26 protein-coding genes and 1 pseudogene are annotated in these 23,939 nt (G+C 62.5%); 10 read left to right on the top strand and 17 right to left on the bottom strand.

What is annotated here, in order from left to right; all coding sequences use genetic code 11:
* Positions 1–3: 3 nt before the first annotated feature.
* Genes tgt through coaD form a run of 6 tightly spaced genes read right to left on the bottom strand, consistent with a single transcriptional unit; the run spans position 4 to position 4,319 of the window.
* On the bottom strand, positions 4–1,140 hold the full coding sequence (gene tgt, locus ACSQ3E_RS11300; RefSeq protein WP_436122769.1) for a tRNA guanosine(34) transglycosylase Tgt: 1,137 nt from the start codon (positions 1,138–1,140) through the stop codon (positions 4–6).
* Complete coding sequence (gene queA / locus ACSQ3E_RS11295) at positions 1,137–2,213, bottom strand: tRNA preQ1(34) S-adenosylmethionine ribosyltransferase-isomerase QueA (RefSeq protein ID WP_436122768.1); 1,077 nt, start codon at positions 2,211–2,213, stop codon at positions 1,137–1,139. The genes tgt and queA overlap by 4 nt, the downstream gene beginning before the upstream one ends.
* Complete coding sequence (locus tag ACSQ3E_RS11290) at positions 2,213–2,662, bottom strand: DMT family transporter (protein ID WP_436122767.1); 450 nt, start codon at positions 2,660–2,662, stop codon at positions 2,213–2,215. The genes queA and ACSQ3E_RS11290 overlap by 1 nt, the downstream gene beginning before the upstream one ends.
* Before the next feature lie 6 nt (positions 2,663–2,668).
* A complete protein-coding gene (locus ACSQ3E_RS11285; protein ID WP_055976783.1) occupies positions 2,669–3,184 on the bottom strand; it encodes a peptidylprolyl isomerase in 516 nt (171 codons plus the stop codon).
* A gap of 27 nt (positions 3,185–3,211) precedes the next feature.
* On the bottom strand, positions 3,212–3,799 hold the full coding sequence (locus ACSQ3E_RS11280; RefSeq protein ID WP_436122766.1) for a peptidylprolyl isomerase: 588 nt from the start codon (positions 3,797–3,799) through the stop codon (positions 3,212–3,214).
* A 19-nt stretch (positions 3,800–3,818) separates the two neighbouring features.
* Positions 3,819–4,319 (bottom strand): pantetheine-phosphate adenylyltransferase, encoded by a 501-nt coding sequence (coaD, locus tag ACSQ3E_RS11275; RefSeq protein ID WP_115731927.1) that lies wholly within the window; start codon positions 4,317–4,319, stop codon positions 3,819–3,821.
* Positions 4,320–4,525: 206 nt separating this feature from the next.
* Here coaD and ACSQ3E_RS11270 point away from each other — a divergent pair, with 206 nt between their 5' ends.
* Entirely contained in the window at positions 4,526–4,678 is a 153-nt protein-coding gene (locus ACSQ3E_RS11270) for a hypothetical protein (protein WP_165915867.1), read from the top strand.
* A gap of 112 nt (positions 4,679–4,790) precedes the next feature.
* Here the strand turns inward: ACSQ3E_RS11270 and gyrA are convergent, their stop codons facing one another.
* Positions 4,791–7,601: a DNA gyrase subunit A gene (gene gyrA, locus ACSQ3E_RS11265; protein WP_436122765.1), complete on the bottom strand. Its 2,811-nt coding sequence runs from the start codon at positions 7,599–7,601 to the stop codon at positions 4,791–4,793.
* Between the two features lie 351 nt (positions 7,602–7,952).
* Between gyrA and ACSQ3E_RS11260 the strand changes: the two genes are divergently transcribed.
* The 5 genes and pseudogenes from ACSQ3E_RS11260 to ACSQ3E_RS11240 form a co-directional block, all read left to right on the top strand.
* Positions 7,953–8,582, top strand: coding sequence for a MarC family protein (locus ACSQ3E_RS11260; protein ID WP_154387050.1), 630 nt, complete (start codon positions 7,953–7,955; stop codon positions 8,580–8,582).
* Between the two features lie 17 nt (positions 8,583–8,599).
* The gene (locus ACSQ3E_RS11255; RefSeq protein ID WP_436122764.1) at positions 8,600–8,860 is read left to right on the top strand and encodes a hypothetical protein; all 261 of its coding nucleotides are present in this window, start codon (positions 8,600–8,602) and stop codon (positions 8,858–8,860) included.
* Positions 8,861–9,008: 148 nt separating this feature from the next.
* Positions 9,009–10,313, top strand: a complete 1,305-nt coding sequence (locus ACSQ3E_RS11250; RefSeq protein WP_436122763.1) for a DUF2142 domain-containing protein — start codon at positions 9,009–9,011, stop codon at positions 10,311–10,313.
* 127 nt (positions 10,314–10,440) lie between these two features.
* A complete protein-coding gene (locus ACSQ3E_RS11245; protein WP_436122762.1) occupies positions 10,441–11,487 on the top strand; it encodes a glycosyltransferase family 2 protein in 1,047 nt (348 codons plus the stop codon).
* Between the two features lie 105 nt (positions 11,488–11,592).
* Positions 11,593–11,760, top strand: a pseudogene (locus ACSQ3E_RS11240) (nucleotidyltransferase domain-containing protein); the annotation flags it as partial.
* A gap of 292 nt (positions 11,761–12,052) precedes the next feature.
* Here ACSQ3E_RS11240 and ssb read toward each other — a convergent pair.
* The 7 genes from ssb to ACSQ3E_RS11205 all read right to left on the bottom strand — a co-directional run bounded on the left by ssb (position 12,053) and on the right by ACSQ3E_RS11205 (position 18,615).
* Positions 12,053–12,652, bottom strand: coding sequence for a single-stranded DNA-binding protein (ssb, locus tag ACSQ3E_RS11235; protein ID WP_436122761.1), 600 nt, complete (start codon positions 12,650–12,652; stop codon positions 12,053–12,055).
* A gap of 238 nt (positions 12,653–12,890) precedes the next feature.
* Positions 12,891–13,685: a sugar isomerase domain-containing protein gene (locus ACSQ3E_RS11230; protein ID WP_436122760.1), complete on the bottom strand. Its 795-nt coding sequence runs from the start codon at positions 13,683–13,685 to the stop codon at positions 12,891–12,893.
* Positions 13,686–13,706: 21 nt separating this feature from the next.
* Positions 13,707–14,447 (bottom strand): GntR family transcriptional regulator, encoded by a 741-nt coding sequence (locus ACSQ3E_RS11225; protein ID WP_436122759.1) that lies wholly within the window; start codon positions 14,445–14,447, stop codon positions 13,707–13,709.
* Positions 14,444–15,319, bottom strand: a complete 876-nt coding sequence (locus tag ACSQ3E_RS11220; RefSeq protein ID WP_436122758.1) for an ROK family protein — start codon at positions 15,317–15,319, stop codon at positions 14,444–14,446. Before ACSQ3E_RS11220 ends, ACSQ3E_RS11225 begins: the two co-directional genes overlap by 4 nt.
* Positions 15,316–16,197: a carbohydrate ABC transporter permease gene (locus ACSQ3E_RS11215; RefSeq protein WP_436122757.1), complete on the bottom strand. Its 882-nt coding sequence runs from the start codon at positions 16,195–16,197 to the stop codon at positions 15,316–15,318. The genes ACSQ3E_RS11220 and ACSQ3E_RS11215 overlap by 4 nt, the downstream gene beginning before the upstream one ends.
* A complete protein-coding gene (locus ACSQ3E_RS11210) occupies positions 16,194–17,084 on the bottom strand; it encodes a carbohydrate ABC transporter permease (RefSeq protein WP_310318591.1) in 891 nt (296 codons plus the stop codon). The genes ACSQ3E_RS11215 and ACSQ3E_RS11210 overlap by 4 nt, the downstream gene beginning before the upstream one ends.
* 244 nt (positions 17,085–17,328) lie before the next feature.
* The gene (locus tag ACSQ3E_RS11205) at positions 17,329–18,615 is read right to left on the bottom strand and encodes an extracellular solute-binding protein (RefSeq protein ID WP_436122756.1); all 1,287 of its coding nucleotides are present in this window, start codon (positions 18,613–18,615) and stop codon (positions 17,329–17,331) included.
* A 343-nt stretch (positions 18,616–18,958) separates the two neighbouring features.
* On the opposite strand from ACSQ3E_RS11205, the gene ACSQ3E_RS11200 reads away from it, so the two are divergent.
* From ACSQ3E_RS11200 to ACSQ3E_RS11190, 3 genes are all read left to right on the top strand, one after another.
* The gene (locus ACSQ3E_RS11200; protein ID WP_436122755.1) at positions 18,959–19,153 is read left to right on the top strand and encodes a hypothetical protein; all 195 of its coding nucleotides are present in this window, start codon (positions 18,959–18,961) and stop codon (positions 19,151–19,153) included.
* Between the two features lie 132 nt (positions 19,154–19,285).
* Positions 19,286–20,227 (top strand): diguanylate cyclase domain-containing protein, encoded by a 942-nt coding sequence (locus ACSQ3E_RS11195; RefSeq protein WP_436122754.1) that lies wholly within the window; start codon positions 19,286–19,288, stop codon positions 20,225–20,227.
* Between the two features lie 49 nt (positions 20,228–20,276).
* Entirely contained in the window at positions 20,277–20,618 is a 342-nt protein-coding gene (locus ACSQ3E_RS11190) for a hypothetical protein (protein ID WP_436122753.1), read from the top strand.
* 139 nt (positions 20,619–20,757) lie between these two features.
* On the opposite strand, the gene ACSQ3E_RS11185 is transcribed toward ACSQ3E_RS11190, so the two are convergent.
* Together ACSQ3E_RS11185 and ACSQ3E_RS11180 are read right to left on the bottom strand one after the other, a co-directional pair.
* The gene (locus tag ACSQ3E_RS11185) at positions 20,758–21,381 is read right to left on the bottom strand and encodes a hypothetical protein (protein WP_436122752.1); all 624 of its coding nucleotides are present in this window, start codon (positions 21,379–21,381) and stop codon (positions 20,758–20,760) included.
* Between the two features lie 189 nt (positions 21,382–21,570).
* Positions 21,571–21,762 (bottom strand): hypothetical protein, encoded by a 192-nt coding sequence (locus ACSQ3E_RS11180; protein WP_436122751.1) that lies wholly within the window; start codon positions 21,760–21,762, stop codon positions 21,571–21,573.
* A 137-nt stretch (positions 21,763–21,899) separates the two neighbouring features.
* On the opposite strand from ACSQ3E_RS11180, the gene ACSQ3E_RS11175 reads away from it, so the two are divergent.
* The gene (locus tag ACSQ3E_RS11175) at positions 21,900–22,694 is read left to right on the top strand and encodes a glutathione S-transferase family protein (protein WP_436122750.1); all 795 of its coding nucleotides are present in this window, start codon (positions 21,900–21,902) and stop codon (positions 22,692–22,694) included.
* 128 nt (positions 22,695–22,822) lie between these two features.
* Here ACSQ3E_RS11175 and ACSQ3E_RS11170 read toward each other — a convergent pair whose 3' ends face one another.
* Entirely contained in the window at positions 22,823–23,533 is a 711-nt protein-coding gene (locus tag ACSQ3E_RS11170; protein WP_436122749.1) for an aspartate/glutamate racemase family protein, read from the bottom strand.
* Between the last annotated feature and the right edge of the window lie 406 nt (positions 23,534–23,939).

Genomic DNA, 23,939 nt, shown 5'->3' with positions numbered 1-23,939 from the left:
CCCTCAGCCCTTGTGCTGCGGGATGTCGCCGCGCGCCCAGCCTTCGCTGATCTCGGCCGTCCGGTCGGCAAAGCGCCCGGCCTCGATCGAGGCGCGGATTTCGCTCATCAGGTGCTGGTAGTAGGACAGATTGTTCCAGGTCAAAAGCATGGCGCCGAGCGACTCGCCCGACCGCACAAGATGGTGCAGGTAGGCGCGGCTGTAGTCGCGCGCGGCCGGGCAATCGCTTTCCTCGTCCAGCGGACGCGGGTCGTCGGCATGGCGGGCGTTGCGCAAATTCACCTTGCCGCGCCTGGTATAGGCAAGGCCGTGGCGGCCAGCCCGTGTCGGCATCACGCAGTCGAACATGTCGATGCCACGCGCCACCGACTTGATGATGTCGTCGGGCGTACCGACACCCATCAGGTAGCGCGGCTTTTCGGCCGGCAATTCCGGACAGGTGATGTCGAGCATGTCGAGCATCACGTCCTGCGGCTCGCCGACGGCCAGGCCACCTACGGCATACCCCTTGAGCTCCAGCGCCTTCAGCGCCTGTGCCGAGCGTACGCGCATGTCGGGGATATCGCCGCCCTGGACGATGCCGAACATCGCCTTGCCCGGCTGGTCGCCGAAGGCAGTCTTGCAGCGCTCGGCCCAGCGCAGCGACATTTCCATGGCGCGCTGGATTTCCTTCGGCGTCGACGGCAGTGCCGTGCATTCGTCGAGCTGCATCTGGATGTCGGAATCGAGCAGGCCTTGGATTTCGATCGAGCGCTCCGGCGACATCTCGTAGGGCGCGCCGTCGATATGCGAACGGAAGGTCACGCCCTTTTCGCTGATCTTGCGCAGCTTCGACAGCGACATCACCTGGAAGCCGCCTGAGTCAGTCAGGATCGGATGCGGCCAGCGGGCGAAGTCATGCAGGCCGCCGAGCTTGGCCACCCGCTCCGCGCCCGGGCGCAGCATCAGGTGATAGGTGTTGCCGAGGATGATGTCGGCGCCGACGCCGCGCACCTGGTCCATGTACATCGCCTTCACCGTGCCGCCGGTGCCGACGGGCATGAAGGCCGGCGTGCGAATGGTGCCGCGCGGCATGGTGATCTCGCCGCGCCGCGCCTTGCCGTCGGTCGCAAGCAGCTTGAAGGTGAACTCAGAACTCATCGGTCGTCCCTGAACAGCAGGCTTGAATCGCCGTAGGAATAGAAGCGGTAGCCGCTCGAAATGGCATGCGCATAGACGTCGTGCATGCGCTCCAGTCCGGCGAAGGCCGAAACCAGCATGAACAGCGTCGAGCGCGGCAGGTGGAAGTTGGTCATCAGCGCATCGACGAATCTGAAGCGGTAGCCCGGCGTGATGAAGATGTCGGTCGGGCCTGACCAGGCGGCGAGCGTGCCGTCCTCTTGCGCGGCACTTTCCATCAGGCGCAGCGACGTGGTGCCCACGGCAACCACCCTGTTGCCCCGCGCCCGCGCCGCGTTGAGCACGGTTGCCGTCTCGGCCGAGACGTACCCGATCTCCGAATGCATCTTGTGGTCGGCGGTGTCATCGGCTTTGACGGGCAAAAAGGTGCCGGCGCCGACATGCAGCGTCACGAACTGCTTTTCGATGCCGCGCGCCTCGAGCGCCGCAAACAGCTCTGGCGTGAAATGCAGGCCGGCGGTCGGGGCAGCGACCGCGCCCTCTTCGCGGGCATAGACTGTCTGGTAGTCCTTGCGGTCGCGCTCGTCGTCGGCGCGCTTGGAGGCGATGTAGGGCGGCAGCGGAATGTGACCGACGGCATGCAGCGCCTCGTCCAGCGCCGGCCCGGCAAGGTCGAAAGCCAGAAGCGCCTCGCCACCCTCGCCCTTCTCCAGCACCGTGGCGTCAAGCTGGCCGAGCATGCAGGCCTCGGCGCTGTGGCCGAACTGGATACGGTCGCCAACTGCGACACGCTTGCCCGGCCGCATGAAGGCGAGCCAGCGGTCGGGTGCGGTGCGCATGTGCAGCGTCGCATCGACATGCGCCACCGCCTCGCCGCGCACGCGAACTCCCTTGAGCTGGGCCGGGATGACACGCGTGTCGTTGAGCACCAGCACGTCGCCGGGTTCGAGCAGCGACGGCAGGTCGCGCACCGAAAGATCAGCCAGTGCCTCGCCCGGACGAACGGTCAGCAGCCGCGCCGTGTCGCGCGGTTCGGCCGGGCGCAGCGCAATGTTCGCCTCCGGCAGCTCGAAATCGAAGAGATCAACGCGCATCAGTAAATACGGATCATCAGGGCGCCGGCGAGCAAAAGCATGGCGCCGACGATGCGGCCCATGGAGATCTCGCGCACGGCGACACCCAATATGCCAGCCTTGTCGACAAGCATGCCGGCCAGCAACTGACCCGCCACCAGGAAGGCCATTAGCGCAGCGGCACCAATGCGCGGCGTCAGCAGCACCGTGGAGGTGACATAGACCGCGCCCAGCACGCCGCCGGCCACGAACAGCCACGGCGCCGGTGCCTTCCAGTCGATGGCCACACCTTGCATGCGGGTAGCGAGCAAGGTGACCACGGCAAGCACGATCGCACCGGCGAGAAAAGAGATCGCAGCCGCCGCGACGGGCACACCGAGCCCGCGCGCCAGCTGCGCATTGATGGGAGCCTGGATGGCAATGAAGGCGCCCGCCAGAACGCCGAGAAGCGACCAGAGAGCGCCAGCCATTATCAGTTATTCCGCAACGTCGGCCGCAACCTTCAGCGACACGATCTTGTCGGGATCCTGCACCGGCTCGCCGCGCTTGATCTTGTCGACGTTGTCCATGCCTTCGATGACCTGGCCCCACACCGTGTATTGGCGGTTCAGGAAGCCGGCATCCTCGAAGCAGATGAAGAACTGCGAGTTGGCCGAGTTCGGGTTCTGCGAACGCGCCATCGAGCAGGTGCCGCGGCCGTGGTTCATGTTCGAGAATTCGGCCTTCAGGTCCGGCTTGTCCGAACCGCCCATGCCGGCACGGCCCGGGTTGAAGTCCTTGCCGCCCGACTTGCCGAACTTGACGTCGCCGGTCTGGGCCATGAAGCCGTCGATGACGCGGTGGAACACCACGCCGTCATAGGCGCCTTCGCGCGCCAGTTCCTTGATGCGGCCGACATGGCCGGGGGCCAGGTCCGGGAACAGCTCGATGACCACATTGCCCTTGGTCGTTTCCATGATCAGCGCGTTTTCGCGATCCTTGATCTCGGCCATGATGAAATTCCTTCTCTTCGTTTTCGTTTACTTGGCGTCCGCGGCGATGCGGACCTTGATCATGCGGTCGGGATCGCTGACCGACCCGTTGTTGGCCGCGTCACCCTTCTTGATGGCGTCGACCAGTTCCATGCCGCTCTCGACATCGCCGACGATGGTGTACTGGCCGTCGAGCGAGGATGCGGTGTCGAACATGATGAAGAACTGCGAATTCGCCGAATTCGGGTCCTGCGAGCGCGCCATGCCGACGACGCCGCGCTTGAAGTTCTCGCTGGAGAACTCGGCCTGGATGTCAGGCAGCTTCGAGCCGCCCATGCCGGCGCGGTTGGCATCGTAGCCATCCTTCATATCGCCGAATTCGACGTCGCCGGTCTGGGCCATGAAGCCGCCGATGACGCGGTGGAAGGCAACGTTGTCGTAGGCGCCTTCGCGCACCAGCGTCTTGATCTGGGCGACATGCTTGGGCGCGAGGTCGGGGCGCAGCGCCACCGTCACGTCGCCGCCCTTCAGCGTGATGATCATCGTGTTCTCGGGCTCGGCGGCGAGGGCTGCGGCCGATCCGGCCAAAAGGCCGGCGAGGACGACGAAGGACGAGGCAAGCTTCCTGAGCTGCATGTTTCGATACTCCGGAGAATTATTTTGCGAATTTGGCGTTGAGCGCGCCGGCAACCGCCGCCGGCACGAACGGACGGATGTCGCCGCCCATCGAGGCTATCTGGCGGACAAGTGTGGCGGTAATGGTGCGAACCGAGGGGCTCGCCGGCAGGAAAACCGTCTGCAGTTCCGGCGCCATTGTCTCGTTCATGCCGGCCATCTGCATCTCGTAGTCGAGGTCGGTGCCGTCTCGCAGGCCGCGGATCATGATCGAAGCACCTTCCTTGCGTGCGGCGTCGATCACCAGCCCGTCGAAGGCCACCACCTTGATGCGGCCGCCATCCGCGCCGAATTCCGCCTTCGTCGCTTCCTCGATCAGCGCCACGCGCTCCTCGAAGGAAAACAGCGGCTTCTTGCCGGGATGAATGCCGATAGCGGCATAGACAACGTCGGCAACGGCCAGCGACGCCTTGAGCACGTCGAGATGGCCGTTTGTGAGCGGGTCAAACGACCCGGCATAGATGGCGATGCGATCAGTCATGGGGTGCTTCTAGAACATCGGCGCGAAAGGTGGAAGCGCACTTTACCGCCAACCCGGCCCGCGTCCGGCCGGAAAATGGTTTACGAGATGAATGCGAGATGAACGGCAATCTCAGGATCAGTTCAAGCGGATGTGAATAGAACGTCATTATAGTGCGTGAAACCAAACAGCGTCTCGTCCGTTGTTTCCAGCAGGAGAACAGCGCCATGATGATCTACATGCTCGCCGCGGCCATGACTCTGGCCATGCTTGTCGCCACTGCCTTCAGCCTCCACCAGGAGGCTCACCGCGTTCGGACCAAGGTCCAGACCGCCCGCGTGCAGCTTCCGGGCTGGCGCAATCCGCGCGCCCCGCGCTGAACAGTTTCTGCCCCTCCAGGCAAAAGCGGCGCCTCGGCGCCGCTTCTTTCTCTTCATGATTAAATAGGCCCAACCTCTTGAACGGACGCCATTTTCAGGCGTCCGTAAAAGATCAGCCCTGGTCGCCTTCGGGTGCAGCGTCTCCGCCCGGCACTTCGCCGGCAACGCCGTCACCATTGACCGCATCGTCGGCCTCATCCTCGCCCTGCGGCTCGGAAATCCGCTCGACCGACACCACCTTCTCGCCATCGGCGGTATTGAAGATGGTCACGCCCTTGGTGGCGCGGCTCGCCGTACGGATGCCGTCGACCGGCACCCGGATGACCTGGCCGCCGTCGGAGACGAGCATGATCTGGTCGTCATTGCCGACCGGGAAGGTCGCCACCAGCTTGCCGATCTCCGCCACCTTCGACACGTCGGTGGCGCGGATGCCCTTGCCGCCACGGTTGGTCAGGCGGAAATCGTAGGACGACGAGCGCTTGCCATAGCCATATTCGGTCACCGTCAGCACGAATTGCTCGTGCTCGGCAAGAAGCTGATAACGCTCATCGGAGATGTCGGCTTCCTCGCCGACCTCTTCGTTGGTCAGCGCGATATCCTCATCCTCGCCACCGGCAGCGCCTGCAGCCAAGCGCCGTTCGGCAACGGAGCGCTTGAGGTAGGCAGCACGTTCGGCCGGGCTCGCCTCGACATGCTCGATGATCGCCATCGAGATGACGCGATCGCCCTCGCCCATGCTGATGCCGCGCACGCCGACCGAGTTGCGGCTCTGGAACACGCGCACGTCGTCGACGCGGAAGCGGATGCACTGGCCGGAATCGGCGGTCAGAAGCACGTCGTCATTGTCGGTGCAGGTTTCGACGCCGAGGATCTCGTCGCCTTCTTCCTCCAGCTTCATGGCGATCTTGCCATTGCGGTTGACCTGGACGAACTCGCTCAGCTTGTTGCGGCGCACGGTGCCGCGCGTCGTTGCGAACATCACGTCGAGCTCGGCCCAGCTTGTCTCGTCCTCGGGCAGCGGCATGATCGTGGTGATGCGTTCGCCCTGCTGCAGTGGCAACAGATTGATCAGCGCCTTGCCGCGCGATTGCGGGTTGCCGATCGGCAGGCGCCAGACCTTTTCCTTGTAGACGATGCCGCGCGACGAGAAGAACAGCACCGGCGTATGCGTGTTGACCACGAACAGCCGGGTGACGAAATCCTCGTCCTTGGTCGACATGCCCGAGCGGCCCTTGCCGCCGCGACGCTGTGCCCGGTAGAGCGACAGCGGCACGCGCTTGATGTAGCCGGAGTGGCTGACGGTGACGACCATGTCCTCGCGCGGGATCAGGTCCTCGTCTTCCATGTCGGCGCCGCCGTCGGTGATCTCCGTCCGGCGCGGCACGCCGAATTCGTCACGCACGGCAACAAGTTCGTCCTTGACGATCTGCTGGATGCGGGCGCGCGACGACAGGATGTCGAGATAATCGGTGATCTCGGTGCCGATCTTGTTGAGTTCGTCGGCGATTTCATCGCGGCCCAGTGCCGTCAGGCGTTGCAGGCGCAGCTCGAGAATGGCACGCGCCTGCTCTTCCGACAGGTTGTAGGTGCCGTCGTCATTGATGCGGTGGCGCGGGTCGTCGATCAGGCGGATCAGCGACTCGACGTCGGACGCCGGCCAGCGGCGCGTCATCAACTGATCGCGCGCCGTCTGCGGATCGGGCGCGGTACGGATCAGCTTGATGACCTCGTCGATATTGGCAACCGCGATCGCCAAGCCGACCAAGATGTGGGCGCGGTCGCGCACCTTCTTGAGCAGGTACTTGGTGCGGCGACTGATCACCTCTTCGCGGAAGGCGACGAAAGCCTTCAGCATGTCGAGCAGCGTCAGCACCTCCGGCTTGCCGCCGTTGAGCGCCACCATGTTGGCACCGAACGAGGTCTGCAGCGGCGTGAAGCGATAGAGCTGGTTGAGGATCACCTCGGCGTTGGCATCGCGCTTGAGCTCGATGACGACGCGGTAGCCCTGACGGTCGGACTCGTCGCGGATGTCGGAGATGCCCTCGATGCGCTTGTCGCGCACCAGCTCGGCCATCTTCTCGATCATCGACGCCTTGTTCACCTGGAAGGGAACTTCGGTGATGATGATCGACTCGCGATCTCCCGCGCGCTGCTCGATATTGACCTTGCCGCGCATGATGACCGAGCCACGGCCGGTCGAGTAGGCGTTGTAGATGCCCGAGCGCCCGAGGATAAGGCCGCCGGTCGGGAAGTCCGGACCGGGAATGATCTCCATCAGGTCGGGCAGGTCGATACCAGGGTTTTCCATGACGGCGATGGTGCCGTTGCAGATCTCGACCAGATTGTGCGGCGGAATGTTGGTCGCCATGCCGACGGCGATACCGCCGGCGCCATTGACCAGCAGCGCCGGGAAGCGCGCCGGCAGCACGCGCGGCTCCTGGCCCGACGCATCATAGGTGTCCTGGAAGTCGACGGTGTCCTTGTCGATATCCTCGAGCAGCTCGTGCGCGACCTTGGTCAGGCGCGCTTCGGTGTAGCGCATCGCCGCGGGCGGATCGCCGTCGATGGAACCGAAATTGCCCTGCCCGTCGATCAGCGGCACGCTCATCGACCAGTCCTGCGCCATGCGCACCAAGGCGTCATAGATCGAGGCGTCGCCGTGCGGGTGATACTTACCCATCACGTCGGCGACCGGACGCGCCGACTTCACATATTTGCGGTTCCAGTGGTAGCCGCTCTCATGCGAGGCAAAGAGAATGCGGCGATGCACCGGCTTCATGCCGTCGCGCACGTCGGGCAGCGCACGGCTCACGATCACGCTCATCGCGTAATCGAGATAAGAGCGCTGCATCTCCTCGATGATGGAAATCGGCTCGATGCCGGAGGGACCGTCAGGTCCACGCGGTGATTTCTGGTCGGTCAACTCGGATCACGCATGTTGGGAATCATTTACCTTATATATAGGAACGGTCGCTGAATGACCAATTCCAGCAGCGCTTTTCCAACGCTGATTTGGGACGCGATTTCAAAAGGATAGGTCCAGCCGCCCGATCCGCGACAGTCTGTCCAGCGGCCGCACTCGCCTTATTGCGCTACCGGCCACGCGCGTTCGCACAGGGCGCCTAGGTGTTGAACTGCATCATCCGCCCCGTTGTGGATTTTTCACACCAAGGCACGCCATGGATTCGGCACACTCAGCCGTGCAATTCCCTTTGAGGGCTCTGGCGCGGCAGCCCGGCTCGGGTTAGCCTGTAGGCGCCGGGGGAGATATCAGATGCCGCTTTTCGACACTGTTTTCAATGCCTTCGTCACCATCCTCGTGACCATCGACCCGCCCGGCCTGGCGCCGCTGTTCCTGGCGGTGACGCGCGGCATGAACCGTGAGCAGCGCCTGCAGGTCTCCGTGCGCGCCAGTGTCATCGCCTTCGTCGTGCTGGCCGTCTTCGCCGTCGCCGGTGCCGCCATCCTCACCGTCTTCGGCATCACCCTGCCGGCTTTCCGCGTCGCCGGCGGTTTCCTGTTGTTCTTCATCGCCTTCGAGATGGTTTTCGAGAAGCGCCAGGACCGCAAGGAGAAGATTTCGGATGTCGCGATCACCCGCGACCACATCCACAACATTGCTGCTTTCCCACTCGCCATCCCCCTGATCGCCGGCCCGGGCGCGATCTCGGCGACGGTGCTGCTCTCCGGCTCGTTCCAGGGCTGGGCCGGCCAGCTGGCGCTGGTGCTGATCATCCTCGCCTGCCTCGCCGCCACCTATCTGGTGTTCGTGCTCGCCGAGCGCATCGACCAGTTCCTCGGCCAGACCGGCCGCTCCATCCTCACCCGCCTCCTCGGCGTCATCCTGGCAGCCCTTGCCGTGCAATTCGTCGCCGACGGCATCAAGGCGCTGATGGCGGCTTAGGGAGCTATGAGGCCGTCATGACCTCGCTGGCTAGAGATTTGGTGTCCTTCCACCTGCACTACTTTGTGGCTGCAATACCAAATGTGTTTTGTGCCAACCTTCATCAGGCGCAGACCACGCAAGACAAAGTGACAGATGGCTGGCGCACCAAAACCTCAACGGGCGGCTTTCGCTCGGCCTGCGACATCATGACTACGATGCGTTTTTTGGCTCCCTTCGCCCCCGTAGCAGCGGCTGTTTTGCCATCGTATTGGATTTCTGACCTAGCTCTTCTTTGAGAAGGGAGCTATGGCACTCCGCGAGCACCATTCGCGCCCCTGGGTGTGCCGTTTAAACAGACGACAACATCAAGAATGTCCTACGACTCGACCGCAGAATGGGTCCACAGGATCAATAATTCGCAGGACGAGCTACTGAGATCATATAATGAATGATAAGTTAGTTCGTATTTCTAGATCAGATTGGCTTGTCGTCTTTCTCTTTTTTGCCAACCTATCCATAGCGTTATCATTCGCTTGGCGGGCAGTTCCGTTTAGCTTGCCAGACGAGGGAGCACACTTCCTTAGAGCGTACGAGGTTAGTCGTGGCCATTTCTTCAATCGGCCAGGCGACGATGGGGTGTTGATGCCATGCGACGACTATCTTGTCATCGGTTCGAAATACTCCCCAATCGCGTTTTTTGAGGATGTTTCGCAGAGGCTTGTTGCCGAAGGCGAGGCCTGCAAGGTGCGAAGCCGCAATTCGGCAGGAATATATTCTCCTGTGCCATATGTTGCGTCAGCCCTAGGCATCAGGGCAGCCGAAAGCCTTGAGCTACAGCGGCCAGAGGATCAGTTGATTGCAGCAAGAGTTGCAAACGTCCTGCTGGGGAGTGTCATTCTTTATACAGCCCTTCTTCTGTTTCCGATTGGGCGGTGGGCTTTGCTGTATGTCATGTGGTTGCCGTTCACCGTTATGGTGCGGTCGTCCGTATCTGCTGACGCAGTGACATTGACTTCAATCGCTGTTTTTATTGCTATTGCTCTCAGCTATTCGGCAAAACCGCGCGGCGCAGCTTACTGGTTGTTTGCAAGCGTCCTGGCATTCGTGATCGGGGCGTGTAAGATTGTATACGGTCCAGTAAGCTTGCTAATGCTTTTCGCAACCCCCGCACAACGCTCAAGCCTGTGGCGAGGTTCTCTAGGAGCCCTAGTTGTAGCTGTGTCCCTCGGGTCATCGTTGCTTTGGTACCCAAAAGTTGGGGTTTACATCGGCAATGGTGCAATCCCTGCGGAGCAACTTGCCTTCCTAATGGACGGAGTTGGAAACCTTCCTCATGTCCTTTGGAAGACATTTGCCGAGAACTGGCCGTTCTACCTCGTCCAGATGGTAATGCCAGGCGCTTTGGGTAACCAACCGTTTGCATTGCCATTAAGTCTCGCCTTGTTTGGCGGGCTGTTCGCCATCTCGGCTGCAACAGCAACGAGGCGTGACGCCGTCTCGAATATGCTGATCCTTGGCCTTGCCCTTGTTGTTTTGGTGATGATCTCCCTGCCGTTGTATTTCGTATACACCCCTGTCGGCGGAACAAGGATCCTTGGACTTCAGGGGCGTTACTTCCTACCTTCCATCATGCTTCTGGTGATTGCTGTTGGGTTGCGTCGCGAACAAGTTTGCCGGGCGGATCATTTTAAGTGGTTGGTCCTCGCTCCTGCCGCATCCACAAGTTGGGTGGCATTCCAATTGCTTTGAACTGGCGCACGGTGACAAGCTTGGCTCAAAGTTGTTACTGACAGCATTTTGCCAACAGCCTGTCGTTCGTTACGATAGTCGCCCAAGACAGTACCGAAACAAGTTTCTGAGATGGCGCCATCTCATATTGAAACAGAAAGAGATTGCATCGTTGATGCCTAGTCCCAGGATTGCAGTTGTTATCCCAAGCTATCGCGTGCGCACACATATCATGTCCGTGCTCGATCGGATCGGCCCTGAGGTTAGAGCCATTTATGTCGTGGACGATGCCTGTCCCGAAAACACAGGCAATTTCGTCGAGGCGAATGCCTCGGATTCGAGGGTACGTGTGATCTACAATTCAGCCAATAAGGGTGTCGGCGGCGCGACGATGGCCGGGATGGTGTGTGCTGCCGCGGATGGCGCGGACGTGATCGTCAAGATTGATGGCGATGGGCAGATGGATCCGGCGCTCATTCCTAGCTTCGCCGGCGTCATCCTATCGGGCGAAGCCGACTACACAAAAGGCAACCGCTTTTTTGAGCCTGAAGGTGTCGCAGCAATGCCAATCGGAAGGCTTGTCGGGAACGCCGGCCTCTCCTTCCTGGCTAAAATTTCTACCGGCTATTGGCACACCTTCGACCCAACCAACGGCTTTTTTGCCATCCATGCGAGCCTGGTTGGCTTACTACCGCTCGAAAAGATATCGAAGCGTTACTTCTTTGAGTCGGATTTACTTTTTCGCCTTAACATCCTTACAGCGCGCGTCGTCGATGTCCCAATGCACTCGCACTATGCGGACGAGACGAGTAATATGAGGCCACTTCGTGAGGTCCCACGGTTCGCGGCGGCGCATTTGCGCAACTTCGGGAAGCGCATTTTCTACAATTACTTTATTCGCAGCTTTTCGGTAGCTTCGCTCGAGTTGCTGCTTGGCGTCTTCCTGGCATCCTTCGGATTTATCTACGGCGTCGTCCACTGGGGCATGGAGACTCCTGCCACTGCGGGTACTGTTATGATTGCAGCCCTACCGATCATCATTGGTACGCAATTTCTGCTTGCATTTCTCAACTATGACATCCAATCGGTGCCTCGCTCCACATTGCATCCGCGGCTAAAGACCTCTGCTTTGCCCCGGCGGGCTCTCAGGCATCGCGACAGTAAGGAAGACCTTAGAGGCCGGGCACAATTGTAATTGCTGGATCGCATCCCGCCCTGCAGCCCTGCCAGTCAGGCCGTTCGTCGCACGAAGAAGCCTTGACCAGCGCCTCGATACGGCCAAGTCAGCGCAAAAGGACAGCCCGATACGCCGAACCATGACGCATGGTGCGCCTGGCATCCAACTGAGCTGGCGCGTAGCCTGACCGGCGTCTCCCTGCCATGGCGCGTCGGCGGCGGCTGGGCGCTCGATCTCTGGCACGGCCATCGGACGCGCGACCACGAGGATCTCGAATTCACGGTCCTGCGCGGCGGAAACTGATACCTCTCGGCTGCGATGCAGCAAGATTCGCGAGAACAGTCGATCGCGAAATCAAAAGGTCGACTTGCCTACAATTCTTTGTCGCCGGGAAAGAGCTGCAAAAAGACCAGCAGCCAATGTCGGACCGCCCGGCAAATCCCGCCGGGCGGGTTTGCATGGCACGATTGGCGCCATACCTATCTTCACGTCGCAGCTTGACGCAGGACTCTTCTCTCGCGTCAAGCCAACAAGCGTTTAGGCCAGCGTTCGACAATGTCGACCGCCAGCCGCTTGGCTACGCTCAGAACGGGATTTCGTCGTCGAGGTCGCGCGAACCGCCACCCCCCATGCCGCCACCGCCGCCGCCCTGGCCGCCGCGATTACCACCACCGCCGCCGCCAAAGCCGCCGCGGTTACCGCCGCCATAGCTGTCGGTCGGGCTCGACTGGCCGAAGTCGGAACGGCCACCGCCGCCGCCATAACCGCCGCCCTGGCCGCCGCCGTAACCGACCTGGCCGCCACCACCGCTGTAGCCCGCGTCACCGCCCTGGCCGCGCGCGTCGAGCATCTGCAGCTCGCCACGGAATTTCTGCAGCACGATTTCGGTGGTGTAGCGCTCGATGCCGTCCTTCTCCCATTTGCGGGTCTGGAGCTGGCCTTCGATGTAAACCTTCATGCCCTTCTTCAGGTACTGCTCGGCAACCTTGGCGAGGTTGTCGTTGAAGATGACGACCTGGTGCCACTCGGTCTTTTCCTTGCGCTCACCCGAATTCTTGTCGCGCCAGCTTTCCGAAGTCGCGATCCTCAGGTTGACGACCGGCTCGCCCGAGTTGAGCCGGCGGATTTCGGGGTCAGCGCCCAGATTGCCGACCAGAATGACCTTGTTGACGCTACCTGCCATGACACCGCTCCGCGCTTATCCGAAACCAAATTCCAAGAAAATGTGAGGGCGCACACTAGCCCATCGCACCCTCCGCCCGCGCCCCCTGCCGGCGGAAAACCTCGTGCCGTCCACAAGTCATTTCTGTTCTTATTTTGTTCTATCGTTAACGATTGAAAATGGCAAGTGGCATCGTGCCAAATGCCAGCGGGCCGCCCTTCCGGACGGCCCGCCAGCTTTTCGATGTCAGGATCAGGGCTTACGCTTCGCCCTGCATCCGCTCCTTGAAGAAATCGAGATGCTTGCGCTGCGCCTCAATCATCTTCTCGCGATAGATGCCATAGATCACGTCGGTGTCGTGCAGCGTCACACCCTCGATTGTCGGCGAGGCAAATGTCGGCAGCTCGATGCCGCGATCGGCAAGCTTTTGCGCCGTGCGCGCGATCAGCTCATGCGTCATGATCATGGCGAGCACCGTCGACGAACCCGCCACCGGGCGGCTCCAGCCCTTCACCGGCACGATCGCGTCCTCGATCGGCGAGGTCGTGTCGATGACGACGTCGGCGGCATCAGCCAGGCGCTTGCCGGAGGAATGGCTCGCCGGCTTGTCGAGATTGTTCTTGCTGGTGATGGCGACGACGAACAGGCCGCGCTTCTTGGCATAGAGCGCGGTGTCGATGCCCGACGCGTTGCGGCCGCTGTGGCCATAGATGATGATGGAATCGCCGGGGTTGAGCGGCTGGTGGTCGAGGAATTTTTCGGCGTATTTCTCGGTGCGCTCGAGCCACAGAAGCTCGCGCACGCCGCCGGAACCCAAAACGTTGTGCCACATCACGCGCGGATCGGTCAGCGGATTGAATCCGACATAGGAGCCGTAACGCGGAAACGCCTCCTGGCATGGCAGCACCGAATGGCCCGAACCGTAGAGATGCACCAGCCCCTTGTTGGCGAGCGTCTCGGCAAGCCTGGCTGACACGGTCTCGAACGCCGCCTCGTTGGCGCTCGCCGCCCCGTCGATGAGTTTTGCCAGCCGGCTGATGTAGGAAGTCGTCATGGGAAAAAGCCTTTCAGATTGTCAGAGATGGAGAACGGAGCGGATTTCGTAGCGGTCGCCGCGCATGGTCGAGACGGTGAATTCGAACGGGCCGGAGCGGTCGAAGGCGATGCGCTCGACCATGAAGGCGGGGCTGCCGGCCGCAAGCTGGATCAGCTCGGCATCTTCGGCCTTGACCTCGCCGATGCGGTAGATCTCGCGCGCCTCCTGCGGCACGATGCCGAAGCTGGCTTTCAGCGTCTCGTAGAGCGAGGAGACGTTTGCCGCCGTCTCCAGCAGGCCCGGCACCCGCGCCGCCGGCAGGTGTGCTGTCTGGATGCCGATCGGCTGGTCGTTGCCAAGCCGGAGCCGGCGCAGCCTGAGCACCTCGGTGCCTTCCTCGATCTCCAGCGCGCCGGCAACCTGGGCGTCGGCAAGAATGATGCGGGCGTCGAGCAGCCTGGTGCCGAGGTTGAGGCCGAGATTGGCCATCTCCTCGGTAAAGCTGGTCAGCCCGCGCACGCCGGCAATGACGGTCGGGCTGCGCACGAAGGTGCCGCGCCCGTGCTCGCGGCTGAGCAGGCCGGAATCCTCGAGGTTGCGCAGCGCATGGCGCACGGTGATGCGGCTTATCCCCAAAAGGTCGCACAGCCGCTCCTCGTTGGGGATCTGCGCGCCCGTCGTCCATTCGCCCGACGAAATCAGCGTCCGCATCGCCTGCTCGGCCTGGTGCCACAACGGCTCCGGCCGGCTGCGGTTGGGTTTTGCGAAAATTCCACTCATCGGATTTCGTCCCATTTTTGGCCCCGCGCCCCGGCGAATGCCGCCCCCACGAGGCTGGCATCCTTGCCGAAGGCGCCCGGCTCGATGCCCACGCCTCGCAGATGCGGCGGCAATTGTTTTTCCATCGCGGCCCGCACCAGCGGCACCAGCACGTCGGCAGCCTCGGCCACGCCGCCGGCCAGGATCACGGCTTGCGGGTCGAGCAGGGCAACGGCTGTGGCGAGGCTCATGCCCAGCGCCTTCGTCGGCCGGGCCAATGCGCCGAGCGCATCCGCATTTCCCGCACGCGCCGCCGCCACCAGCCCGCGCCCGTCGCCAAACCCAGCCTGCCGCCCAACGTTGTCGAGCGACCTACCCGATGCCTGCCGCTCAAGCCAGCCGTCACGGTCGTGGCCGGCATCGTCGAGATCGGCGCAGGCCCAGCCAAAGGAGCAGGCAGCACCCTGCCCGCCGCGCACGATGCGCGAACCCGACAGCACCGCCGAACCGATGCCGGTGCCGATCGCCAAAAGGATCGCATCCGACAGTCCTTTCGCCGCGCCTGCAGATGCCTCGGCCAACAGCGCCAGCTGCGCATCCTGTCCGAGGCCGATCGCGAGATCGCGGAACAGGCCGGCCAAGTCGACACCGTCGAGCCAGGGCAGATTGGGGATCCACAGGCAGCGCGTTCCGCGCGCCGTGCCCGGCACCGAGATACCGAGCCGTTCGGCGCCATGCTCCCGCGCCAGCCCGGTTATCGTCTCGCGGAAACCATCGAGCCCCGTGGGCGCCGGCCAGGCCCCGATGTGCTCGACGGCAGCGGGTGTAGCGTCATCGCAAAACCCTGCCCTGAGCTGCGTACCGCCGAGGTCGATGGCCAGAACCTTGCTCATCCCTTCACTCCGGAGCTTACGATGGAGTCGACGAAGAAGCGCTGCAGGAACACGAACAGCACCAGCGGCGGCAGCACGGCGAGCGTCGCGCCCGCCATGACCAGATTGGTGTTCATCGCGCCCCTATTGTAGCTCAGCAGCCGGCTGAGGCTGATGACGATGGGGTACTGGTCGGCATTGCCCTGCAGCACGGTGAGCGGCCAAAGATAGCTGTTCCAGTGATAGACGAAGGCAAACAGCGCCAGTGCTGCCACCGCCGGCGTCACAAGTGGCGCCACGATCACGAACAGGATCCGCATCTCCGAGGCGCCGTCCATCCGCGCCGCATCGATCAGGTCGTCGGGCACGCCAGCAATGAACTGTCGCATCAGGAAGATGCCGAAGGCGTTGGCAAGATTGGGCAGGATCACGCCGGCGAGGCTGCCGTCGAGCCCGATGGCGCCGATCATCCGGTAGAGCGGGATCAGCGTCACGATCGGCGGCAGGAACATGGTGGCGATCAGCAACGCAAACAGCGTGTTGCGGCCACGGAAGCGATGCTTGGCGAAGGCATAACCTGCCATCAGGCTGGTGACGATGATGCCGGCCGTGGTGGTGGTGGCGATGACGGCCGAGTTCAGCATCGAGCGGCCGACATTGATAACGCCCGACACCTTTTCGAAGGCCTCAAGGCTCGGGCTTTCCGGCAGCCACACCGGCGGCACCTGCATGGTTTCGGCCGGCGTCTTCAGGCTCGACAGCACCATCCACACCAGCGGAAAGGCCGAGGCCACCGCCACCACCAGCATCAGCACGGCAACCATGTAGTCGCCAACGCCTGGCCGGGGTCGGTAGAAACACAGCCCGCGGCGCGGCCGCCACTCGCCAGCGGCGCTCATTCGTCGTCTCCCTTCCGGGCAAAGGCGAACAGCGCGAAGATCACGACGATCAGCGACAGCATCAGCGTCACCGCCATGGCCGAGCCCAGGCCGCCCTGGGCGCGTTCGATGCCGACGCGGCGGATGTGATAGGTCAGCACGTTGGTCGAGCCCACCGGCCCGCCTTGCGTGATCAGCGCCACCGGCTCGAACACCTGCACCGCGTTGATGATGGCAATGACCGCGCTGAAAAGCAGCGTCCGCTTCAGCAGCGGCAGCGTGATCGCGGTGAACTGCTGGCGACCATTCGCGCCGTCGATGGTCGCCGCCTCATAGAGGCTGGTCGGGATCTGCGTCAGCCCGGCCACCACAAGCACGGTGAAATAGCCGACCTGCTGCCAGACATTGAGGAAGACAATGGATACCAGCGCCGTGCTCGGCGACGACAACCACGGCTGCGGCCCGAAACCCACCCAGCCAAGCATCTGGTTGATCGGCCCCTCGCTCGGCGAATAGAGTTTTGACCACACCAGCGCCACGGCGATCATCGGCACCATGTAGGTCGAAAACAGGATGGTCCTGAGCGCATTGCCGCCGGCAACGTTGCGCTGGTAGACCAGCAGGCCTAACCCCACAGAAACAGGCAGGATCAGCGCCACCGACATCAGCGTGTAAAGCGCCGTGTTGACCAGCGCGCCTTTGAAGTCGCGTCCAACCGAGGTCACCCCAAAAATCTCGCGAAAATTGTCGAGCCCGACGAACTCGGCCGTCTGGAAACCGGTCTGCGTCGACCAGTCCTGCAGCGACAGCCACACCGTCAGCACCATCGGCACGACGATGAAGGCGCCGATGAGCGAGACCGCCGGTGTCAGCATCATCCAGACGGAATGTTGGTGGGTTCTGGTCATTTCCACGTCGTGCGCCGGTGGCGCTCTGTCGTTGCTTGGGCGAGGTCGTCGCTGCGTGGCTTCTTCCCGTTTGCGGGGAGTGAGAGGCGGTCCGCGCAGCGGACGAAAAGCCAATTGCTTGGCTTTTCGAGCATCGAACGCCGGCAGGCAGATGAGGGGCCGCGCTTAGCTCTCCGAACTTGGAGCTGCCCCTCATCCGGCCTTCGGGCCACTTTCTCCCCGCATGCGGTGAGAAGGAAAAAGCCTATTTCGCAGCCTTCTCCAGGATCGAAGCCGCGTCGGCCTGCGCATTCGTCTGCGCCTCGGCAGCCGACACCTTGCCATATTGCAGCGCCTCGATGGTCTGCTGCAGCGACTCCGAGAACTCCTGGCCGCCGAGCACCACCGGGAACGGCTTGGCATCCGCCAGCACGCTGACATAACCCGACAGGAACTCCGAGCCGAGCTTGTCCTTGAAGGCTTCGACGTCGGAGCTGCGCGATGGCAAAATGCCCATCGACATCAGGATGTTGGCCATGGCGGACGCACCGTTCGGACCCGACTTCGGGCTGTTCAGCCAGGCGAGGAAGTCCCACGCCGCCTTTTGCTCGGCTTCCGCCGCGCCCGCATTCACCACCGTCATCCACGAATAGGAGATCGAGCGCGGCTTGTCGCCCGACGGCCCCACCGGGATGGGTGCGGTGGCGATGTCGGCGAACTTGTCGGTCATGCCCGCCTTGAGCGCGCTTTCCCACCAGTTGGCCATGATGATCATGCCGGTCTTGCCCGAGACGAAGTTGTCGAGGAATGGCCCGGTCGTGTTGGCGTCCGCAGTGCCCATGGCCGGGTCGCTGGAGCCCGCCTTGATCAGGTCTTCATAGAGCTGGAAGGTCTCGCCGGCATTCTTGCTGGCGAGCACAGGCTTGCCGTCGGTCACCAGTTCGCCGCCATTGGAAACCAGCAGCGACGAGAACGGATGCACCACGCCCGCCGCCCAGCTGTTGATCATGCCAAAACCCTGCTGACCCGCATCCTTCTTGGTCAGCTTGGCCGCGGTGTCCTTCAACTCGCCCCAGGTCTTTGGCGCCGCCTCGATACCGGCTTCCTTGAACAGCGCCTTGTTGTAGTTCAGCGCATAGACGTCGATCTCATTCGGCACGCCATAAAGCACCCCGCCGACGCTCGCCGCCGTCACCACGCCCGCCGGCCAGCCGCCCTTGACCTCGCCGGCCACGGCCTCAGGTGCCGGGGCGACCAGCTTGTCGCGCGCCAGCTCCGGCAGCCACAGATCGTAGATGCCGGCAATGGTGGCGCCCTGCCCGCCGCCCTGCGAGCGTAGCGTCGTCAGAAGGTCGCCGAACGGCACAGCCCGCACCGTCACCGCCACGTCGGGATGGTCCTTGGAAAAATCCTTGGCCGCCTGCTCCAGCAGCGCCACCGTCTCCGGCGCCCAATGGGTCAGGTAGGAAATGTTGACTGACTGCGCCCAGACGGCGCTCGGCAACAGGGCGATGCCGGCGGCCAGCGCGCCCTTGATCCACGCGAGTTTCATGAAATCGTCCTCCACATGCGGGGCCATGTTCCCGGCTTGACCCGCGCCAAGAGGTTATAACGTCATACTGACCTGTCAAGCATGCAAATTTCGATTTCGAGGCAGGTTGGTATCGCGTCCACTGGGACATTTCGCCGACGTAGTTCCCGGTGCAGGGTTTCGTTGGCGCTCCGCCGACCACGGTTCACCGAAGCCCCGGCATTTGATGTCAGGCGTGCCACCCGCCAGAGGCGTACACAGGTGGTCCAGTGATTTGTCAGGAGACCAGCCGCCCCAGCTTGCAGTGCCTGCTATCCTCCGCGACAACTGCCCTCGGTAATTGCGCACGCTTCGGGAGGATCCGTTGATCGCCGCCTATATCGACGAGTTCATCATGCTCTGCGCCGGCGCCTGGATGGCAGCCGTCGGCTTCGGTTATGTCGACTTTCCAGCACGGCCCGACCAGCCATGGCTCGGCAACCTCGTGCGCCAGTTCAAATGGATGGGCCCGCTATTGATGCTGATCGCCATTATTCTTGGTGTCGCTGCGCCGGCATAGATCAGCGAGACAAGCAAAACCTTCCTGGTCTTCTGAGGCCTTTCGCAGCCAGCTGCCCCAACCTTCAGCGAACTTTAACAAGCTACCAGTACCCGTTGAGATCATTGGGAGCGAGCAGGCGGCGGTTGGGCGATGATTTCGGAACATGTTCTTGATGCGGCCTTGCGAGATCTGTTCGAACTGTCTCCGGTGCCGTGCTCGATTTCGACGACCGACCACAATTCTCGCTACATCAAGGTAAACCCGGCCTATCTCCGCATGATCGGGCGGACCTGGGCAGAAATCGAGGGCCAGCCTCTCGGCATCGACCTGCCCTATTCGATCGACGATCCCGCACGCAGCGAACGGATGAAGCTGCTCGAGACGCAGGGCTACTACGAGCTTGCCGAAGTCGACATGCAGCACGCCAGCGGGCGCATCATCCCGACCTTAATCAGCGCTCAGCGGCGGCGCATTGACGGCGAGAGTTTTGACATCGAGATCCTGCTCGACAATTCCGAGCGCAAGGCCTTCGAGCAGGCGATCCTGCACGCCGCGCAGGTCGACGTGATGACCGGCCTGCAGAACCGCTCGTCATTCGAAACTTATCTGCGCGCGGCCTTGGCGAACATGTCGCCAGACACCCGCCTGTTCCTCGCCTACATCGACCTCAACCGCTTCAAGCGCGTCAACGACCGCTTTGGCCATTCAACGGGCGACCGGCTGCTCGAGATCGTCGCCGACAGGCTGCTTGCATGGGCCGGCACCAACGATTTCGTCGCTCGCCTCGGCGGCGACGAGTTCGCGATCGTCTGCCGGCACCAGGCTGCCGACCCGTTTTCGCCCGGCCGCTTCCTCGACTTAGCCAAGACGATCGCCGAGCTCGTCGTCATCGACGAAAACCTGATCCAGGTCGGCGCGGCTATCGGCCTGGCCGAGGCGACGCACGGCGTGTCGTTCGACACCTTTTTGGATCAGGCCGACAGGCTGATGTACGCGGCCAAATCCAGCGGCGACCTGATCGATATTCGTACGGACCTGACAGGGCGCCACCTGGATTCGCGCGACCCCCTGAAACGCTGCGGCAACGGCTAGCGCCTGCCACAAGAGTGAACAGTACAAGGGCAACATGGCCGCGTCACCAATGTCGTTTTTCTTGCTCCTGATGGCGGCGACTTTCGTCGTGCCGTTCATTGTGGCCATCAGGATGCCAAATCTGCGCAGCCTTCTGACGTTCGCCCTCGTCATGTTTGCCGTTCAGTTCGCCCTCGCAACAATCGCCGCCCAGTTTGCCGATACTGCTTTGTTGAAAGACGAAGCCCAGGTGTTCGCGCGATTTTTCTTGTGGTCGGCATTAGGTTTGGGTTCAGCTGCCGGAGCCGTTTTCAGGTGGATATGGCTTGCGCGTCGGGAGCAGCACTTCCACCTGCCGGAGAATGTACGCTCAGGTGGCCAATTCTTGCGGATGGCCAGCAGGCAAGGATGACGGCGTGAGCTGACCTCGCCTGCTCGTTGCGCACTGGCAGGGCAACAAGCTGGATCGCGCGCCCAGAGCAAATGCCGGATCATCGACAATCAACTGTAACCGTGCCGCCCGATCGCCGACGTTGACGCCCTTGACGAGGCTAAGGCTCCTGGCGCCCCTTCGACACGTTCATGCCGGTGATGTTGAAGCGTCGCGGGGCGCCGAGCGCCCAGAACAGGTCGCCGCCGGCGGACGGTGCTGTCTTCACGTCGAGATCCACTGCGGTGAAGGTGCCCGTGGTCGCGACAGCTTCTCCCGATACGAGCACCTGCGTCGCGCCTACGGGCACCGCGAATGCCGCCGGCGAGCGCAGGTCGGTAATCTCGCCGATGGTTACAGTCTCGACCTTGCCGTCCTTCTCGATCTCGGCCGTAACCGGCAGCGAAACCCTGGCCGGTATCCCGCCACTCACCGTGGGGGAGACGACGACCGCCCATTTATTCGTCGCATCGAGCCCGTCTGGCTGGGCCTGGATGGTCTCGGCATGGGCCGACAGCCCGAACATAGCCGCTGCCTTCTCCGCCCCGGACTGGCTGGTCGCGCCGGCAACGATGTTCAGCAGGATCGCCGGTGCGGCGACGCCGGCAAAGATCGCCTGGCGAGCCTCGTAAGTGGTATTCGTCAGCGCCACGCCGCCGCCGACAATGGCCCACAGCAACAAGCCGAGATAGAGTCCATATTCCGGCATCGGCGTTGCAGGCGCCGACACATATGTACTTGCCATATTGGCAAGTGTCGGCAGTACGCCGCCAAACCCGCCAAATGCGAATGCTGCAGTTCTGCTGTCCATAACGTGTCCCCACCCGTTTGAGCGGCAGATAATAGCACATCAGGAGCAGCTAAGTTTAGCGATCTTCGTCTGCATCTAATTGCCGGATCGAGCGCCGGCAGCCCTCAGCCACACCAGCCACCCTCACCCCGCCAACGCCAGCTCCACCGCAGCCTCGGCGTGCAGCCTGACCACGTCGAAGGCCGGCATCGGGTAGGCGTCCGTGGCGAGCAGCAGCGGCAGTTCGGTACAGACGACGACGACGGCTTGCGCGCCGCGCGCGCCGAGATCGGCCGCGAGCCGCAGCAGGACATCGGCCGACTCCGGCTTCACCACGCCGAGCGTCAGCTCGTCGATGATGATCCGGTGGAGTGCCGTGCGCTGTTCTTCCGGTGTATTCAGCGCCGAAACGCCTCATCTTGCCAGTCAGGGTCACATCTGGTTTCCTGCGGCAAAGACAAAACGGAAGAGCAATGTCGGATCAACTCGTTGTCCATCACATTCCGGCCTGCCCATTTTCCCAGCGTTTGGAAATTCTTCTGGAGTTGAAGGGGAAGCGAGATGCCGTGCGCTTCTCTATTGTTGACATCACCACGCCGCGCGACCCGGATCTCTTGAAGCTGTCGCGTGGTTCGACGGCACTGCCGATCATGCAGACACGGAAAGGCGTGATCAAGGAAAGCCTTGCCATCCTGCGCTTCCTAGACGAACTGTTTCCTGAAGCGCCAGTGGCGCGTTCCGACCCGTATGAACGAGCGGTCGAATCCATGCTGATTGCCATGGAGGGCGAGTTCACTGCGGCCGGATACCGCTTTGTCATGAATCAGGACCGTGACCGGCGGGACGCTTGTCGCGAGGTGATGACCGCCCAATATCGCCGGCTCAACGATTTCCTGGACTGGCAAAATCCGGCCGGCACATTCCTGTTCGACCGGTTCGGTCTGGCAGAAGCAGTCTTCACACCGCTATTCATGCGCTTCTGGTTTCTCGACTACTATGAGGATTTCGATATTGTCGGACCGGATTTGCAACGCGTCCGGCGCTGGCGGGATGCATGCCTTGAACACCCCGCAGGTCAGCAGGTCTCGAAGGAAGAGATCGTCAAACTCTACTACGACTACGCCATGGGCGCTGGGAACGGAGCGCTCCTGCCCGGTCGTGAGGTTTCCAGCTTCGCGTTCGCTCCTCATTGGCAGGATCGACCATGGCCGCCGCGCAGGAAGTATGCCGGCACCGCATCTGACGCAGAGCTTGGACTAGCTGGTTAGGCAAGACGGCCCGCGCCCCGGCCATCCCTAGGGACTGGCCGCTGAGCAGGAAAGTTGGTCAAGACCAGCGATTGCCGCGGCCAGCTCCCGGAGACACACCGCAACCATGCCGGTTGCAGGCTGAACCCTCACCCCGCCAACGCCAGCTCCACCGCAGCCTCGGCGTGCAGCCTGACCACGTCGAAGGCCGGCATCGGATAGGCATCCATGGCGAGCAGCAGCGGCAGTTCGGTGCAGGCGACGACAGCGGCTTCGGCGCCGCGCGCGCCCAGATCGGCCGCGAGCCGCAGCAGCACAGCGGCCGACTCCGGCTTCACCACGCCGAGCGTCAGCTCGTCGATGATGATCCGGTGGAGTGCCGTGCGCTGCTCCTCCGGCGGAACGAGCACCTCGATGCCGAAGCGCTGTTGCAGCCGCTCGGCGAAAAAGCCGAGCTCCATGGTGTAGCGCGTGCCGAGCAGCCCGACGCGCTTGATGCCGGCGGCACGGATCGCCTCGCCGGTCGGATCGGCGATGTGCAGCAGCGGAATGCCGATCCTTTCCGCCACTTGGTCGGCCACCGTGTGGGCCGTGACCGCCGTCAGCATTGCAAAGGCGGCCCCTGCCTTCTCCAGGCTGCGCGCCGCCTCGGAAATCACTGCCGCGACCCGCATCCAGTCGCCTGCGGCGGCCAGTCGGTTGAGTTCGTCGAAATCGAGCGTGAACATCAGCGAACGCGCATTGTGATGCCCGCCCATCCTGGCATGCGCCGCCTGATTGATCAGCCGGTAATAGAGCGCGCTGGACTCCCAGCTCATGCCACCCAAAAGTCCGATCAGCTTGGTCTGGTCAACAGTCACGATTGCTCCCCCTCTCGGCCGCGTTGACAGCCTCAATGCTAGGTCGGAACGATCGGGCTGTTATGCAAGGTCAGGTCATGCGAGTTCGACCACCCTTGCTGGCGGGTAAATCCCGCAATCGTGACAGAGGGACAAAAAGACCAAAAATATGGCCCCGCCGCTCCCAGGAGCGCACGGGGCCTGTTGTCGGGTTATACCCTTGCCTGCCGGGAATGGTTTACCGGCTTTGCTCTCTCGGATGCTTCGTGGCTTACCGCCAACGATCCGACCATGGTCTCAAATTGTCGGGGGGAACAACAGGTCGGGGTTTGCGTGAGGCTTTTCGCTAGGGGAAAGCCAGGCACCTGCGCCTGCTGTGGTTCCGTCGTGTTAGCGGAACCCTTTGGGACTGTCCGGTGGAGTCATG

It is taken from the genome of Aminobacter sp. LjRoot7 (assembly GCF_964252895.1).
GTDB lineage: Bacteria > Pseudomonadota > Alphaproteobacteria > Rhizobiales > Rhizobiaceae > Aminobacter > Aminobacter aminovorans_B.
This window is presented reverse-complemented; position numbering and strand designations above follow the sequence as displayed.